Source organism: Leptospira wolffii serovar Khorat str. Khorat-H2, from assembly GCF_000306115.2.
In the GTDB taxonomy this organism is placed as follows: domain Bacteria; phylum Spirochaetota; class Leptospiria; order Leptospirales; family Leptospiraceae; genus Leptospira_B; species Leptospira_B wolffii.
On sequence record NZ_AKWX02000020.1, the window covers coordinates 497446 to 511048 of the forward strand.

The window sequence follows — 13603 nt, forward strand, 5'->3', positions numbered from 1 at the left end:
TTAAGGATTACTTTACTGACAGGAAGGGGGACCCTGTCAAGGTGATTTACCTATGGGTACGGAAAAGAACCGTGCGAGAAGATCCCGGATTCCTGAGAGAAAGATTTCTCGTTCTCGGGAAATTTCCGGACTTCGTTTGGAGAAATGGGCGAATCTAGGCGTCTGCATTTCTCATTCCGAGGAGAAGACGATATTCGTCAAAGGAGGAATTCCGGGAGAAACCGTAAGGATACGAGTCGATAAAGAAAATTCTAAACTGATTTGGGGAACTGTTCTAGACATACAAGTTCGTTCCCAGTCTCGCATCGATTCGGATTGTTCCTCTTTTCCGGAATGCGGCGGTTGTTCCTACAGACAGATCGATTACGAGGAAGAAATTCGAGTGAAGAAGGAATTATTGAAAGATTCTTTCGTCGGATTCGCCAAATTTCGTTCCGAAGAATTGCCGGAGATTTCCGTAATTTTCGGATCTAGTATCGGTTATAGGAATACGGCTCAGATTAAATCCGGTATCTGTTCCGGAAAAAAAGTCCCGGGTTTTTATAAGGAACATTCCAACTCTTTGGTTCCGATTCCGGATTCCGGCTGCAAGAATCTCCCTTCGGAGATGAACGATTTTATACGTAAGAATTTTTCGAATACGATCGGCAAGACCCGGAGAGAGGATTGGAAGCTCAGATTCTCCTCCGGAAAAATTTCCGAATATAAAAAAGAAGAAGTGAAAATCGGGCCCTATCTTCCCGAGAGAATCGAATGGAGGATCCCCGCAAACGGTTTCACCCAAGTGAATCGTTTTCTAATCGAGGAATGGATGTTGAAAATTCGTTCTTGGATTCCGGATTCCGAACCTTCTTTACTCGAATTTTACTCGGGGGCAGGTCTGATCAGCCTTGCGATCGCTTCCAAATTAAAAAGCCTTATCGGTTACGAATTGTCGGACGAATCGGTCCGGTATGCGGGAGAGAACGCGAAACTTGCCGGATATTCTCATTTAAGTTTTCATTCCAAGGATTTGTTATCTCTTAACTCGACGGATCTTTCTTCGAAAGGCATCGAGATGGCGGTCTTGAATCCCCCCCGCGCCGGAGCTTCGCCTTCTTTATTAGAGTTCTTATCCAAAGCGCGTTTTTCCAGAATCGTCTATTCGAGTTGCAATCATGTGACTCTTGCCAGGGATTTGCGGGTGTTACAGGATTCCGGATATAAAATCCGTGAGATCGTTCTAACGGATTTCTTTCCTCGAACCCAGCATTTTGAAGTTTTGACCTTATTGGAATCTTAAGGATTCTTTTTCGACTCTGGTCTTCTTGGGAATTTTTACTTTCACGTATGCCTTCTCAGGAAGGAAATTGGTCAAAAAGGCTTTCTCTTTCGGAGACGAACCATGCCGATCATCGACGAATACGATCTTCCTTCCCGCCGGACCGATTCCGGATCCAAAATCGGAGAGGTATTCCAAGGCATATGGTTGGAAAATGAAATCTGCTTTGCCATTGCGGGAGGCGGTTGTAAGGCTTTTTACGGATTAGGTTTCGGCCATGAACTGAAATCCTGGGGACTCAAACTCAGACAGGTCTCCGGAGTTTCCGCAGGAGCCGCCATGGTTCTTTGTCTGATTTCCGGCACGGAAGAAGAATCAGTGGAATTCTTCGAGAGAATCGTACGCAAGAATCCTCGTAATTTTTATTTTACCCGATTATTCAGCGGAGAAAAAGCGTTTCCTCACGAGGATATGTATCGCAGAACCATTCGCTTCGGAATGGATTTCGATAAGATCATTCGTTCGGGAGTGAAAGTCTTTATTCATACCATCAAGGCATTTCCCAAGGACGATTCGAACAAGAATACGTTTCGTTTGGCCCGACTCATCGCAGAGACAGGTAAAGCTTTCTTAGAGGATGAGAGAGACCGAGGCAAGGGGTTGTATACTGAAAGAACCTTTAGAGTGCTCCGCAATTGGAACATGAAGGAAGTTCTTTTTACGGAATCGGATTTTCGGGACCCTAGCGTGATCGAGCAGATTATTCTAAACTCTTCTTCCATTCCTCCCATTGTTTCCTTTCAGAATCACGGAAAAGAATATTATCTGGACGGAGGATTGACGAACAATCTGATGTTGGAAGCGTTTCCTCCTAACGCAAAAGTGATCGGAATCCATTACGAGACTACTACTCTAGTCGGAAAGGATCAGCATTTACTAGATCGTTGTTTCATAATCTCTCCTTCTCAACCCTTACCGATTACTTCTTTCGATTATACCAACGCAAAGGGGGTTCGTGAAACCTACGAATTGGGTAAATCCGACGCATTGAAGAATAAGGAAAGAATTTTGGAGTATCTCAAAAAGGATTGGGTAAAGAAGGCGGAGAAGTTCCGGAAGTCGAATTAATTTTTTTCGAACCTATCCTACCCCGGAAAATGGATAGAATTCGAAATGATCGCGTCGGATTTTGCTTCTTAGGTATTTTTTGTGAATTCGAAAGAATCCATTATCTCTGTCAAAAACGTAACAAAGCAATTCAAGGATATCACCGCAGTAAACGATCTCTCTCTGGAAATAGGCAAGGGAGAATTCGTTGCGCTCTTGGGTCCGAACGGCGCCGGAAAAACCACTCTCATCGAAATGCTGGAAGGCATCCAATTTCCGGATTCAGGAGAAATTCGTCTGCTCGGAACGAGTTGGAAGGAAAAGGAAACTTTTCTAAGAGCGAATATCGGTTTAGCTCTCCAGGAAACCCGCTTCATGGATCGGGCCACCGTTTGGGAGACATTGAAACTTTTCGGGAGTTTCTATAAGGCTCCCGAATCCCGTCTGCATGAGATTCTGGAATTAACCAGACTCACCGAAAAACAAAAGTCCTTCGTGAATAACCTTTCGGGAGGACAGAGACAAAGGCTCGCGCTCGGAGTCTCCATCATGAACAAACCCGAGATTCTTTTCTTGGACGAACCCACCACCGGTTTGGATCCGGGAGCCAGAAGGGATATCTGGAAGATCCTGCAGGATCTCAGAAAAGAAGGGACTACCATGATTCTAACCACTCATTATATGGAAGAAGCGGAAGTTCTCTGTGAAAGAATCATCGTCATGGATAAGGGTAGGATTCTGGACCAAGGAACTCTTTCGGATCTATTGGGCAAGTTAGGAGGAGGAGAGATCGTACGTTTCAGTTTGGAAAACGGGGCCGATCCGAACGCCTCCCTTCCGGAAAAAGGAAGATATAAATTCTCTTGGGATTCGGAAAGGAAAGAAGGACGAGTCTTTGTGGAGAGAATCACGGATTATTTACCGGCAATGTTAGAGTCCTTTTCCAAATCCGGTTTGGTATTAAAGGAATTGGAATGTCATAAAAAGACTCTCGACGATTTATTTCTCTCTATGACCGGAAGAGGGTTGGAAGAATGAAACAGATTTATTATTTAGTCACGATCCAGTTAAAGGAATTCTATCGGGAGCCCGGCATTATCTTTTGGGCCTTCGTGTTTCCCATCGCGATTGCGGGAGTTTTAGGACTCGCATTCACTTCTAAGGGAGTCCCCGAGACTAGAGTCGCGGTTATTTCTTCTTCTCACCAGCCGGGCCAGTTAGCGTCTAGGATCGAAAAGGCATTCGTCAATTCAGTAGGCGGGAACTCCAACGGTCTAGGCACCATCGTTCCCAAAGTATTGGAAGAGGGGGAGGCCATCAAGGCCCTGAAAAGAGGAGAGATCAATCTACTCATCCGGGAGGACGCCGAGGGAAACCTTACGTTCTCTTTCGATCCGAATAATGCAAACGCGCAGAGGGATTATCTTCTTCTTTCGAACACGTTGCTTTCGGATGAAGGAAATCGCAAGGCCGCTTCTAGCATTCGCAAACTGGATTCCAAAGGAACGAGATACATAGATTATCTGGTTCCAGGAATGTTGGCCATGGGAGTCATGAATTCCTGTCTTTGGGGAGTGGGCTGGAATCTGATCGAAATGCGGATGAAAAAACTTTTGAGAAGAATGTCCGCAACCCCGATGAATAAACTCTCTTTCGTACTTTCCTTCTTCTTTACTCGGCTTGCAGTGACTGTCGTGGAATCGATTATTTTTCTTACCTTTACGTTTACCGTCTTCGATAACGCATTCTTCGGTTCTCCCATAGCTGCGATTCTAATCTTTCTCACTGGAAATTTCGCATTCGCTTGTATCGGAATCTTCGTGGGCTCTCGTGCACAAAGCTCCCAAGTGGGGAACGGCCTCGTAAACGCAGTAACTTTTCCTATGATGGTATTGTCCGGAATATTCTTCAGTTATAAGAATTTTCCGGAGGTCGTTTTGCCCGTCGTGCGCCATCTTCCTTTGACCTTGATGGCGGACTCCTTGAGAGCCACGTTCATCGAAGGGGCGGGCATAGGAGACGCCTTATATTCCTGTGTTTTTCTGATCGGGATCGGTCTCGTTTTTCTAGGCGCAGGTGTTCGCATTTTTAGGTGGTCCTAAGAATGGGAAATTCCTCCGAATGGAAGCAATGGATCTACGAAAGAACGGCCAAACCTATCTTTATGAATATGGACCCGGAATCGGCCCATTATTTGGCCCAGGGACTTTTGGGGCTGAGTAGGCGGGTCCCTTTCGCGTTTTCCGTATTAGAAAATCTTACTACATATTCCCGTGACAGACTTCGTTCTCGAGTCGCAGGGATAGAATTTCCGAATCCAGTAGGACTGGCGGCCGGGTTCGATAAAACGGGAGAATTATATCCGTTTTTATCGAGACTTGGCTTCGGCTCCATTGAGATCGGAACCATAACGGGAAAGGCTCAGCCCGGAAATCCAAAGCCTCGCATTTTTCGCTATCCCGAAGATCAGGCACTGATCAATCGCATGGGTTTCAATAATCCGGGAGCGGATGCCGCGGAGATAACGCTTCGTTCCCAGGCTAAGACCGGAATCCGAGGGATTAATGTGGGAAAGACCAAGATTGTCTCCGAAGAAGAAGCGGTGGAAGATTACGTATATTCTCTTAGCAAGCTGACTCCTTTTGCGGATTATGCTGTAATTAATATTTCCTCTCCGAATACTCCCGGGCTTCGTAATTTCCAAAAAAAACAGAATTTCGGAAAACTTATGAAGGGAATCCGGAAAGGATTGGGAGGAAAATTTCCGATTCCTACTTTCGTGAAATTCGCTCCCGATATGGAGGAATCGGAATTGAAGGAACTTTTGGAGGCTTTGTCCGATTATTCTCTCGCTGGAGTCATTCTCACGAATACCTCCATCGATAAGACTCTTTTGAGTCGTTATCCGAATGTGGAGAAGGAAGGCGGAGTTTCGGGGAGACCGATTCGTTCGAACTCCACGGAAATGATTCGAACCGCGTATTCCGTGTTAAAAGGAAAGCTACCGATCATAGGAGTCGGAGGAATCGATTCGGGAGAGGCCGCTCTGGAGAAAATTCTAGCAGGCGCCGATCTAATCCAACTTTATACGGGATACGTGTATAATGGGCCGTTTTTGCCGGTGAGAATCTTGGAATACTTGGATAAAACCTTGGAAAAAGTGGGAGCCAAGTCCGTTTCCGAAATCGTAGGAAAAAAGAAATTATAAAATTCTAAACCTTCGGTTATTCTTCCGAAGGTTTACATTTTCCTCTCTCGTCCCATTCTACTTTCCAGAGTATGGAACCCATATCCTTTACCAATCTTACCACCATGTCGGAGCAGAGCGTCTTGGTTCCGCTTTCAGAGAATTCGAAATCCCCTTCGTAGCGAAACCAGATCTGTTCCTTGCTCGGAGTCAGATTCTGTCCGAACTCGGGTTTTTTTAAACGGATATTCTCCACCGTTTTCGAACGACCTTTATCTTCCAGAATCGCTTCTTCCACCAACTGGTAGGCTTCTTCTTTTGTGGGAGGTTCCTTGCCGGGTTCCGTTAAGACTACGGAGCGGGCCATTCCCATATCGGAAAAGATCCAACCTCTTTCTCGAACGAATTGATAGATCACTCCCACCGGGGTTCGGGTGGTCTGACCTTCTCTTTTGCGAGTCGTTACGAAGAAGGAGAATTTATAACGCAGATCCGGAGAACCGTTTTCTTCCGCAGATTCCTTTTCGATAAGCTTCGGTTTTCCCGTGGATTCGACTTCCAGAATCTTATCCCCCGGAAATTTCTTGGCCCAATGGAGTTGTAGTTCTTTTTTAGCCTTTTCCTCGTCCGGGGTGCCCGCTAATTGAGCGTAAAGGTTCGGATTCGAAAGGAAAAATAGGATCGCAAATGCAATCGTCGGCATCCTTACCATAGGCCAGTTGTTTTATCGGCAAGAAAGTTCCTTGTCAATGAAATTCCCGCATTCATCTTTTATCGATATGAGGAAGTCACGGGTTTGAAATATTTGCATCTCTTGCGACATTCCAAATCGGATTGGGAGAATACGAATCTTGAAGATGTAGAACGCCCTTTATCCAAGCGTGGAAAGAAGAACGCTAGGAAGTTAGGCAAATACATCAGAGATTCGGAAATCGTGGCCGATACTGCCTTGGTTTCGCCCTCTATCCGGACCAAAGAGACTTTAGAGATCATAAGAAAATACTCATCTATTTCAAAGAATATTCTATTTATTGATGAAATATACGGCGCAGATGATTCCGAATTATTAAAGTTGATTCGGGAATTGTCGGCGGGCATCCAAATTGCATTACTTATAGGTCATAATCCTGGCCTGGAAATCTTGGGTGACTATTTATTATTTGGGGATAAAGAAAATCCTTCATTCGGGGATAAGGAAAATCCTTCTTTTGCAAAATTCCCCACATCGGCGTTTTTAAGTCTGGCCATAGAATCCGAGGATTGGAAGGATTGGGGACGATCGCCCGCTCGATTGATTCGGTTTTGGATTCCATGAAAGATTCTTCTTTAGATCCTAGTAGCTTTCCCGTTTTATTTTCTCCGGAACAGATCAGATTACGCGTAAAGGAATTGGGAGAAGCGATCGGGAGGGATTACTCAGGCAAGAATCCTCTTTTTGTCTGTGTGCTGAGAGGGAGCGTTTATTTTTTTTCCGATCTGACCCGATCGGTCCCTTATCCTATAGAATTGGATTTCATCCAAGCCAAGTCTTATGAAGGAACGGAATCCACAGGCATCGTAAAACTTACGAAGGACCTGGATTCGGAGCTACAAGGAAGACATGTGATTCTTGTAGAGGATATAGTGGATACGGGTCGGACCTTGCAGGTTCTGATCGCCCATGTACAATCCAAGAAGCCTTCGAGTCTGGAAGTTGCTTCCCTACTTTTCAAGGAAGGTGGGGAGGCCTGCGGCTATCCGGTAAAATATGTCGGTTGGAAAATTGGAAAGGAATTCGTGATCGGATACGGACTAGATTACGACGGCAGGTACAGAAACCTGCCGGGGGTTTACCTATTTCAGTAAAACTAAATTTCGAAATTTTCCTTGGCCTCGTTCGGCTTCGTTTCGGGCATATTTTTCTTTTCGCTTAACAATTTTTTAAGGCCTAGGATCGATTCTTCCAAGTCTTGGATCCGTGCTAAAAACTTTTCCCCGTCCAGGAAATCCTTCTCAGTCTTATCTTCGAGATTGGAATAGATCTGCGCCGATAAACCATGGTACGCATTCTGCAAACTTCTAAAGGAGGATTCCAGGTTCTTCGGGGAAAGAGCCCTATTTCGAATCCGGATTTTTCGGATCCATGCCAGGATCAGTTTTAAAAGTAAAAAACCGTAGGCGGGCAAGAGAAGAAGGACCGCGGTTTTCGAGACTCGAAACAGATCCCATGTATCCGAAATTGCATGGGTCAGAAAGGAACGAATCCCGGAAACGAATAGAATAGAGATCGTATAATTGACTCTAGGGGAGGAAGGGGAAAGGGTATTGATCAAGTAAAGAATAGGAATCGAAAGCCCCAAAACCAAAACCAGATCGATCGGAAAGAGATTGGAAATCAGATCCAGAAAATGAAGGATGGCATTATAGGTTTTCACCAATTCATCGACGGATTGGTTCAATCTATCGAAGTCAGCCTTTAAATTGGAGAAAAACTGGGTGATCTGGTTCATAAAGTCGCTCTCTCGGATTCCGGGTTGGGAAAAGGGAACAGCCCTAGTCCGAAGGCTGCAAGAACTTTCCTTAACATCGAAGCTCTTCCTAGTATATTCCGTATTCGCCGTTTATTTCCTACTCTACCATGAGTCCCATCTTCCACTTTTCTGGATGATATCTCTCTCTTTGGTAGGCTACTTTGCTTCCACGTTTTTCTTCTGGCTTATCGTTTTTGCCTATCGCAGATTGGAGACCAGGGTGGTTCTTCCCGCAATCTTCGCAGAGGTGGGAATTTCCCGCCCGACGACCGCCTTAGTTCCTTGGATGGAGGGCGGGCTTTTTCTTATATCCGTTCTGATTTGCTATATCACCGGCTTTTTCGATAATAGATCGGGAATTCTATTCTTCACAGTCTATTCTCTAGGAGTCGTTTTTTTCCGACTGATCGAGGACAAACTATTTTATAAAATAGGATTACTCGGCATACTTGTACTAGCTGCAGGGCTTATCAGCTTTAAAGCGTTGCAATTATCGGAGACCTGGGTGGCTTACGTTCTTTTCAAACCCGCTTTCGAAGAAAAGAACGCGGAAGATTGGAAATTCGACGAGCAGGAAAGAATCGTTTCCAATGCCGAGTTTGGAATTCACTTTAAGCTTCCGGAAGACTTTTATTTTCACAATCCCAAGAATCTAAATTTGGAAGATAAAACTGGTGTCGGACAGATCATAGGAGCGATCTCTTCCAGTGATACGGATCCAAGCCGTTATCCGTCTATTCGGATTTTTTACTTCCCTCATCGTTACCAAAACGAAGACCAATTGGTTTCCGACTTTAAGAAGTATTTGGACTTACTCACAAAGAGGGGAGATATACAGGAAGTCAACGAATTGGAAAGCGAGACTCTCAATGGTCGCTACGTGGGTAAATTCTGGACCCTCTATGACGTATTAAGGCCTAGATACGCCAAGATGGGAATGTTTTCCCTCGCACATCAAAATAGATCGGATACTTTCATGTTTGTGATTGCCGAAAGCCTGATCAAGAATCGCAGGCACGAAGAATCCATCGAATCCATATTGACCAGCGTCAATGTGGATCAAAAAGAATAATCCAAATATGTAAGATGATTCGCGATATGCATCGCGTGAGCCGATTCGTATTCTTTCTTGGACAAGGCTCCGTATGCGAAATGCGGAGCGAATTCCCCCCGATGTTCGATGAACGCTTCGAAGGCTTTTCGCAGTTCAAAAATTCCCTCTTCTAAAGTCGCGCTAGGTTTTAGAATATCGGCTCCAGGAATCGGTGCGTTTAGGTCGTGGGACATCCTACCCTTTCTTTCGAAATTCCAGAAAGCCAATCTGCCCACCGTATTCTGAAAAATCGCGGGCTTATTTTCCGGATAGCCTTGAATGGAATAGCGGATGCTTTGCGCGCAATGCAATAAGATTTGAGCCGGGCTCCATTCTCCGTAAGGTAGAATCTTGGACGCCTTCCTTAATTTTTCCAATTCTTCATCCGCGTCGTCAAGAGTCGCGAATACTAAGCCTCTATCCTTTGCGCCTGCGGGAGCGTTCGAACATGAATGTAAAAGGGAGCTAGCGGTTCCAGCCCCTACGATCAGGACTCCTAAACGGACGGATTGATGTAAGAATTCCTTTCTGGATAGTTGTTCCGGCTTCATCGCATTCTCCTCGGTAGTTCTAATATTTTGATCCTACAGTTTTGGATGAAATGCCGACTTCCGTCAAGACTTTGCGATGCACAGGTGTAAAGGAACTTTTGGATTATCCGTTTTCTTCGGGAAGCTTACCTACGTATTTCGCTCTCGGTCGTATCAAGTTTCCCGCTTCGTATTGTTCTATAGCGTGAGCCAACCATCCGGCACTTCTCCCTATAGCGAATATTCCGATCCCTGCACCTTTAGGTAATTGCAGAATTTTTGATACAAGCCCTAAGCCGGCATCTATTGTAGGATAATCTTCTAGGATTTTTTCCGCTTCCTTTAAAAAGATCAGATATTTTTCCAAGTTGCGATTTTGGGAGAATAGTCTAGATACGAGCTCTATGATTTTCTTACCTCTCGGATCTCCCTTTCGATACAAAGGATGACCGAAACCCGGGATATTCTCTCCGTTTCTTAGCTTCTCCTCTAAGAAGGAACGATCCTTTTTGGAATTTCCGCTCGAATGGGATAATAAATCGGCCGCCTTTTCGGTAAGGAGTCCGTGTTTGGGTCCGGACAATGCGGCAAGTCCCGCAAGTGTAACCTGGTATAAGGAAGCTTCGCTGGAAGCAACGCATCTAGCGGTAAACGAAGATACGTTCAATTCATGATCCGCCGAAAGGATTAAGGACGCCTCCAAGAGTCGGATTGCGTTCCGCTTCCTTTCCGAGTCGGAAGAATTTTCCTCTATCCATCCGGAATATAATGTTTCCGAGATGGATCCGTAAGATGTGTTCTTCCGAGAAGCGAATAAGGTCAGGCATCTGAGAATGTGAGAAGCCGTTTTACGAAAGGTCTTAGAGTCCTGACGGAAAGCTTTCGGATCTTCATATTCTACGAAAGCCAATTGCATTCTGCAAATGTCCAAGATGGAACGAGAGCCTAAATTCTTTCTAAGGCTTAAGTTTTCTTCGGAAAGTACAGGCCATGCCGCCTCGAAAGGGGAAATATTTTCCGCTTCCCAAAGTAAAGTCGCCGTTTCTTCGAAAGTGGATCCTTCCGAGAGGTTAAGAACGTCCTTACCTCTATAGTAAAGAGTGCTTTCTCCTAAGAGAGTGATCGACGATTCTAAAACGGGTTGTCCCAGCGTTAGAGCCGCTTTAGCGGTCTTTCCGGGTTGGGCCCTTTCTTCTCTTCTTAAGAGAAGTTGTTCTACGTCTTCTCGCCGATAGCGTTTGCTTCTGTCCTTACTTCCCCCGGCTTCCGAATGTAATAAGCCTCGGCTGACATAAGCATATACGGTTTGCATCTCAACGCCTAAAATCCTAGAAACTTCGTCCGCCGAGAGAAACGGTTTTTTGGAAGAAAAAGGCATATATTGACATATTAATCAATATTGACCAAAGTAAGTCAATCCACTAAGCTAAAATCGAACCAAGGAGAATAGTATGAAAACTTCCGAGAAAGAAAAGGAAAAGAGATACAGTCCGGGTCTGGAAGGAGTTCCCGCAGCTAGGACTAAATTATCCCGGGTGGACGGAGAAGAAGGAAGACTCACCATAGTAGGTTACGAAGTGGAGGAGTTCGCAGGTAAGGCCAGCTTCGAAGAAACGATTTATCTATTATGGAACGGAGATCGACCGAATCCGATCGAATTGAATCAATTCGGAGAAGAACTTAGAAACTCCAGAAGATTCTCCAAGGTGATTCGAACGATCATAGAGGAAGCGGTATATGCGAATCTTCCTTTGATCGATATCCTAAGAATCGGTTCCGCCGCTCTTTCTCTCGGGGCAGGCCCTGAAAATGCGAAGAAAGATGCGATGGCGGTACTTGCCACATTTCCTTTGATCGTTGCCTGGGCGTATCGATTGAGTAAAGGAGTCGCTCCGGTTCTTCCCAGACAGGATCTAGATATTGCGGCTAACTTTCTTTATATGTTGGAGGGTAAGGAGCCTGAGCATAAATCGGTTCGCGCATTGAACACTTACTTGAATACGGTTTGCGATCACGGATTGAACGCTTCCACATTTGCCGCACGGGTGATTATATCCACCCAATCGGATATGATTTCAGCGGTGACCGGAGGCTTAGGTGCACTGAAAGGACCATTGCATGGGGGTGCACCGGGGCCAGCCCTGGATACCGTATTCGAAATCGGAGAAAAGAAAAATGCGGAGAAGGTGCTTAGGGAAAAATTGAGCGGAGGAGAAAGACTGATGGGTTTCGGTCATCGACTCTATAAGGTAAGAGATCCCAGAGCGGACGTCTTAGCCGTTGCCGCTAAGAATCTTTATGATACCGAAGAAAAAAGGGAATTCTACGATCTGGCGATGCATGTGGAGAAAACCGCCTTACGCTTACTGAAGGAGTTTAAACCGGATAGGATACTGCAAACCAATGTGGAATTTTACACGGCTCTTCTTTTGCATGGGATCGGATTTCCTACGCAATTATTTACTCCTGTATTCGCAATGGGTCGGGCCGCGGGTTGGACGGCGCATTGTTTCGAGCAGCTAAAGGAAAGGATACTCAGACCGGATGCAATCTATATCGGAGAAGAAGGAAGAAAATGGAACTGATCTCTTTCGGTAGGGGAGAGAGATTTAAAATCGTTCTCCCCTATTTTTCCGTTTTCGGTTTTTTTCCCACAAGCTCCGTCTGAACTACGGATAACGGATCCACCATGACTCCTTGCACTCTCAATCCGAGATGCAAATGAGGACCCGTGGACATTCCGGTAGAACCGATCTTTCCGATCAGATCCCCTTTCTTTACCTTGTCTCCCGTCTGGACCAGTAGCTCGGATTGATGCATGTATAAGGAATAAACTTCCAGGCCGTGATCGATTACGATGAAATTGCCTTCGTAATACATGGATTTGGAAAGTATAACGGTTCCGTCGTTGATCGCAAATATAGGATCTCCCACTCCGCCCTTGAAATCGGATCCGCCGTGAGGGCGGCCTTTTTCCTTATTGTAGATTCTTCTTTTATAAAAGGGGCTGTTTAGAATCGGCTTAGGAACCGGATACTCGAAATCGGAATCGATCTGCAGATCCGATTTGGATTGGAAGGCTTTCGCCTTCGCTTCGGAACATTCTTTGATGAATGCTTTGGTCTCCTCCGGCAATTCCTCGGAGGTATACTGTTTGTCCATCGTAAGATGGGAAACCTTAGATGTAGCGAAAGAAGTTTTTTGGATGGGGATCTCGTATTTCTTGGAATCGTTTTTGGAGAATAGATTCTTCTCCGTAAGTTCCAGGATTCCGTTGGCCTTTGAAAATTCCGGAGAAATCGGAACGAAGGCGAGAATGAAACCGTCCCTTTGGGTAAAAGGCAATTCGGTTCCTTCCCAAGCGACTTTAAAACGATCCAGTTTGTTCAAGATTCGAGGAAGCGGCTTTATCTTTAAAAACAGCAATTCCCCTTGGGCGAATTTTCGACCGGAAAGGGAAAAAGAAAAAAGATCTTCTTTCTTTTCCACGATTTCGCCCGGAAGCCTTTTCGGTTTTTTGGGAGCGAGGGAGGTCGCGGTCTTTTTCGGCTTTTCTTGTTTGTCCTTCTTTTCGCTCGAGCCTATTTTCGGTAGTACGGAGGCTGCTTTCGGTTTTTCTTTTTTCTTAGCTTCTTCCTTTGAGTAAAGCTCTAGGTTTGCAAAAAGAATAAGAAGAAGGAATATCGCGGTTCTAGAATAAGAATTGTACATGGAAAACGGCCGGGAGTCGGATCTTAGTCTAGAATAGGACGTTTTTAGGTACAGAAATATTTTTCTAAAATATAAGCGAAGCGGATCCCACTCTTAGAGATCTTTTTCACAATCGATTCTTCCCGGATGATTGGAATACCTTTCCCGATTCCGATCGTGTTTCGTTACTTCGAATGAATAGTCTTAAGAACTAAGAGACTTGCG

At 45.2% G+C, this 13603-nt stretch carries 14 protein-coding genes; 9 read left to right on the top strand and 5 right to left on the bottom strand.

The genetic code is table 11. From position 1 onward, the window contains the following. Positions 1–52: 52 nt before the first annotated feature. The 5 genes from LEP1GSC061_RS15560 (at position 53) to LEP1GSC061_RS15580 (ending at position 5576) form a co-directional block, all read left to right on the top strand. On the top strand, positions 53–1282 hold the full coding sequence (locus LEP1GSC061_RS15560; RefSeq protein WP_016546602.1) for a class I SAM-dependent RNA methyltransferase: 1230 nt from the start codon (positions 53–55) through the stop codon (positions 1280–1282). A gap of 102 nt (positions 1283–1384) precedes the next feature. Next, positions 1385–2389 carry a patatin-like phospholipase family protein gene (locus LEP1GSC061_RS15565; protein WP_016546362.1) on the top strand — a complete coding sequence of 335 codons (1005 nt, stop codon included), beginning with the start codon at positions 1385–1387 and terminating at the stop codon, positions 2387–2389. A gap of 81 nt (positions 2390–2470) precedes the next feature. Beyond that, complete coding sequence (locus tag LEP1GSC061_RS15570; protein WP_016546225.1) at positions 2471–3406, top strand: ABC transporter ATP-binding protein; 936 nt, start codon at positions 2471–2473, stop codon at positions 3404–3406. After that, the gene (locus LEP1GSC061_RS15575) at positions 3403–4470 is read left to right on the top strand and encodes an ABC transporter permease (RefSeq protein ID WP_016546310.1); all 1068 of its coding nucleotides are present in this window, start codon (positions 3403–3405) and stop codon (positions 4468–4470) included. The genes LEP1GSC061_RS15570 and LEP1GSC061_RS15575 overlap by 4 nt, the downstream gene beginning before the upstream one ends. Before the next feature lie 2 nt (positions 4471–4472). Further along, positions 4473–5576: a quinone-dependent dihydroorotate dehydrogenase gene (locus LEP1GSC061_RS15580; RefSeq protein WP_016546867.1), complete on the top strand. Its 1104-nt coding sequence runs from the start codon at positions 4473–4475 to the stop codon at positions 5574–5576. A 16-nt stretch (positions 5577–5592) separates the two neighbouring features. Here LEP1GSC061_RS15580 and LEP1GSC061_RS15585 read toward each other — a convergent pair whose 3' ends face one another. After that, on the bottom strand, positions 5593–6258 hold the full coding sequence (locus tag LEP1GSC061_RS15585) for a hypothetical protein (protein ID WP_016546804.1): 666 nt from the start codon (positions 6256–6258) through the stop codon (positions 5593–5595). A gap of 93 nt (positions 6259–6351) precedes the next feature. On the opposite strand from LEP1GSC061_RS15585, the gene LEP1GSC061_RS15590 reads away from it, so the two are divergent. Together LEP1GSC061_RS15590 and hpt are read left to right on the top strand one after the other, a co-directional pair. Beyond that, on the top strand, positions 6352–6870 hold the full coding sequence (locus LEP1GSC061_RS15590; RefSeq protein ID WP_016546375.1) for a SixA phosphatase family protein: 519 nt from the start codon (positions 6352–6354) through the stop codon (positions 6868–6870). Beyond that, positions 6867–7400 carry a hypoxanthine phosphoribosyltransferase gene (gene hpt / locus LEP1GSC061_RS15595; RefSeq protein ID WP_040509267.1) on the top strand — a complete coding sequence of 178 codons (534 nt, stop codon included), beginning with the start codon at positions 6867–6869 and terminating at the stop codon, positions 7398–7400. Before LEP1GSC061_RS15590 ends, hpt begins: the two co-directional genes overlap by 4 nt. 2 nt (positions 7401–7402) lie before the next feature. Here hpt and LEP1GSC061_RS15600 read toward each other — a convergent pair whose 3' ends face one another. Further along, positions 7403–8044 carry a hypothetical protein gene (locus LEP1GSC061_RS15600; RefSeq protein ID WP_016546532.1) on the bottom strand — a complete coding sequence of 214 codons (642 nt, stop codon included), beginning with the start codon at positions 8042–8044 and terminating at the stop codon, positions 7403–7405. Here LEP1GSC061_RS15600 and LEP1GSC061_RS15605 point away from each other — a divergent pair. Further along, entirely contained in the window at positions 8031–9137 is a 1107-nt protein-coding gene (locus tag LEP1GSC061_RS15605; protein WP_016546740.1) for a hypothetical protein, read from the top strand. The two genes, LEP1GSC061_RS15600 and LEP1GSC061_RS15605, sit on opposite strands and share 14 nt — an antisense overlap. Here the strand turns inward: LEP1GSC061_RS15605 and LEP1GSC061_RS15610 are convergent. Together LEP1GSC061_RS15610 and LEP1GSC061_RS15615 are read right to left on the bottom strand one after the other, a co-directional pair. Then, positions 9125–9709: a DUF1569 domain-containing protein gene (locus tag LEP1GSC061_RS15610; RefSeq protein WP_016546874.1), complete on the bottom strand. Its 585-nt coding sequence runs from the start codon at positions 9707–9709 to the stop codon at positions 9125–9127. The two genes, LEP1GSC061_RS15605 and LEP1GSC061_RS15610, sit on opposite strands and share 13 nt — an antisense overlap. 103 nt (positions 9710–9812) lie before the next feature. Further along, positions 9813–11066 carry a citrate synthase family protein gene (locus tag LEP1GSC061_RS15615; RefSeq protein ID WP_016546110.1) on the bottom strand — a complete coding sequence of 418 codons (1254 nt, stop codon included), beginning with the start codon at positions 11064–11066 and terminating at the stop codon, positions 9813–9815. 73 nt (positions 11067–11139) lie between these two features. On the opposite strand from LEP1GSC061_RS15615, the gene LEP1GSC061_RS15620 reads away from it, so the two are divergent. Then, entirely contained in the window at positions 11140–12273 is a 1134-nt protein-coding gene (locus tag LEP1GSC061_RS15620; protein ID WP_016546152.1) for a citrate synthase/methylcitrate synthase, read from the top strand. A 40-nt stretch (positions 12274–12313) separates the two neighbouring features. Here the strand turns inward: LEP1GSC061_RS15620 and LEP1GSC061_RS15625 are convergent, their stop codons facing one another. After that, positions 12314–13399 (bottom strand): M23 family metallopeptidase, encoded by a 1086-nt coding sequence (locus LEP1GSC061_RS15625; RefSeq protein ID WP_016546716.1) that lies wholly within the window; start codon positions 13397–13399, stop codon positions 12314–12316. Positions 13400–13603 lie beyond the last annotated feature (204 nt).

Excerpts from the sequence above, each read along its gene's own strand:
- hpt (WP_040509267.1), top strand. The coding sequence starts at position 6,867 with ATGAAAGATTCTTCTTTAGATCCTAGTAGCTTTCCCGTTTTATTTTCT.
- LEP1GSC061_RS15620 (WP_016546152.1), top strand. The coding sequence starts at position 11,140 with ATGAAAACTTCCGAGAAAGAAAAGGAAAAGAGATACAGTCCGGGTCTG.
- LEP1GSC061_RS15625 (WP_016546716.1), bottom strand. The coding sequence starts at position 13,399 with ATGTACAATTCTTATTCTAGAACCGCGATATTCCTTCTTCTTATTCTT.
- LEP1GSC061_RS15615 (WP_016546110.1), bottom strand. The coding sequence starts at position 11,066 with ATGCCTTTTTCTTCCAAAAAACCGTTTCTCTCGGCGGACGAAGTTTCT.
- LEP1GSC061_RS15585 (WP_016546804.1), bottom strand. The coding sequence starts at position 6,258 with ATGCCGACGATTGCATTTGCGATCCTATTTTTCCTTTCGAATCCGAAC.
- LEP1GSC061_RS15560 (WP_016546602.1), top strand. The coding sequence starts at position 53 with ATGGGTACGGAAAAGAACCGTGCGAGAAGATCCCGGATTCCTGAGAGA.
- LEP1GSC061_RS15580 (WP_016546867.1), top strand. The coding sequence starts at position 4,473 with ATGGGAAATTCCTCCGAATGGAAGCAATGGATCTACGAAAGAACGGCC.
- LEP1GSC061_RS15575 (WP_016546310.1), top strand. The coding sequence starts at position 3,403 with ATGAAACAGATTTATTATTTAGTCACGATCCAGTTAAAGGAATTCTAT.
- LEP1GSC061_RS15565 (WP_016546362.1), top strand. The coding sequence starts at position 1,385 with ATGCCGATCATCGACGAATACGATCTTCCTTCCCGCCGGACCGATTCC.
- LEP1GSC061_RS15610 (WP_016546874.1), bottom strand. The coding sequence starts at position 9,709 with ATGAAGCCGGAACAACTATCCAGAAAGGAATTCTTACATCAATCCGTC.
- LEP1GSC061_RS15600 (WP_016546532.1), bottom strand. The coding sequence starts at position 8,044 with ATGAACCAGATCACCCAGTTTTTCTCCAATTTAAAGGCTGACTTCGAT.